At 66.9% G+C, this 1,703-nt stretch carries 1 protein-coding gene and 1 pseudogene; both read left to right on the forward strand.

All coding sequences use genetic code 11. The features are described 5' to 3' along the window. A pseudogene (locus GPA_RS08605) lies at window positions 1–670 on the forward strand (hypothetical protein); the annotation flags it as partial. Between the two features lie 233 nt (window positions 671–903). Next, complete coding sequence (gene pyrE / locus GPA_RS08610; RefSeq protein ID WP_015539623.1) at window positions 904–1,584, forward strand: orotate phosphoribosyltransferase; 681 nt, start codon at window positions 904–906, stop codon at window positions 1,582–1,584. The last annotated feature ends 119 nt before the right edge of the window (window positions 1,585–1,703 follow it).

Genomic DNA, 1,703 nt, shown 5'->3' on the forward strand with positions numbered 1-1,703 from the left:
CGAGGCCCGGCGCTTCGCCTGCGGCTTCCGCGCGGCCAAGGCCGCGACGGACAACCCGCTCGACTGGTTCTCGGGTGCGTTTTCCGCGCTCGTGCGCAACGAGCGCGCCGCCCGCATGGCGGGCCTCGAGCTGACCATGTGGTACTACGCTGTTGCCTCGTGGCGGCGTGCGCCGCACGTCCCGGAGGGCTGCCGCGCCTTCTCGTCGCACCGCCAGAGCGGTTACGTGGCCGTCGTCGGTGTCATGCTGGGCCTCGTCGCCATCGAGGCGTTCGCCGTGCACCTGATGATGTCGCGCTTCAGCCTGCCCGCAGCGTGCATCCTCACGGCGCTGTCGGTCTACGCGATCATCTGGATGGTCGCCGAGGCGCGCGCCGTCGTGCTCAACCCGCTGCTCGTGGGCAACGACGAGCTCGTGGCGCGCTGGGGCATGCTCGCCCGCGAGCGCGTGCCCCTCGGCCTCATAGCGTGGGTTGGCGAGTGCGAGCCGGCCGTGCCGCGTAAAGAGCGCCTCGACCTGGCCGCCATGGGAGGGCGGGCAGTCTGGATCGAGCTGGCCGAGCCCCTCGAGGTGCGCGGCATCACCGGCAAGCGGCGCACCGTGCGCGCGCTCAAGGTGAGCCCCGACGAGCCCGTCGCGTTCAAGCAGGCGCTCTGCCTGCGCGGCTGATGGCGAATGCAGAAACGCCCGGTTCCGTTGGGGCGGAATGCCGGGCGTTTCTCTTTGTGTTTCAGACCGGGATTAATATATGACATAATCTAATAGTTGTCAATAACCCTTATTGTAGTTTTTCGCGAATAAGAAGGCACAGCGAAGAGGCGCCGGCAACCGCATTCTAGTATCATGGTCTCACAACGGATTACGCGCACGCCGCAGGGCCGCGCGGGAGGAAGGGAGCGCCCATGGAGGCCTACAAGCAGGAGTTCATCGAGTTCATGGTAGAGAGCGACGTGCTCAAGTTCGGCGACTTCACGCTGAAAAGCGGCCGGAAGTCCCCCTTCTTCATGAACGCGGGCGCCTATGTGACGGGTTCGCAGCTGCACCGCCTGGGCCAGTTCTACGCGCGCGCCATCCACGACGAGTTCGGCCTGGACTTCGACGTGGTGTTCGGCCCGGCGTACAAGGGCATCCCACTGTCCGTCATCACCACGATGGCGCTCTCGGAACTCTACGGCAAGGAGGCGCGCTACTGCTCGAACCGCAAGGAGGTCAAGGACCACGGCGACACCGGCATCCTGCTGGGCTCGGCGCTGCGCGACGGCGACCGCGTGGTCATTGTGGAGGACGTGACCACGTCGGGCAAGTCCATCGAGGAGACGCATCCCATCCTCATGCAGCAGGCGAACGTGGAGGTGGTGGGCCTCATGGTGTCGCTCAACCGCCTGGAGGTGGGCAAAGGCGGCGAGATCTGCGCGCTCGACGAGGTGCGCGAGCGCTACGGCTTCCCCACCGCATCCATCGTGGACATGGGCGAGGTCACGGAGCACCTGCTGAACCGCGAGTGCCAAGGCCGCGTGGTCATCGACGACAAGGTGAAGGCCGCGCTCGACGCCTATTACGAGCAGTACGGCGCGAAGCGGTAGGCGGGAAGCCGGCGCAGGAGCGGGACAGGGCGGGGCGGCGGGCGCAACGGGCCCGCCGCCCCGTTTTCATGCCGTCGGCGAATCCGCGCGAGGACGCCCTACGCATTCGCCGCCACGAG

Source organism: Gordonibacter pamelaeae 7-10-1-b (assembly GCF_000210055.1).
In the GTDB taxonomy this organism is placed as follows: Bacteria; Actinomycetota; Coriobacteriia; order Coriobacteriales; family Eggerthellaceae; genus Gordonibacter; species Gordonibacter pamelaeae.

Bases quoted from the DNA above. Each gene is read 5' to 3' on its own strand.
- pyrE (WP_015539623.1), top strand. From the start codon at position 904: ATGGAGGCCTACAAGCAGGAGTTCATCGAGTTCATGGTAGAGAGCGAC.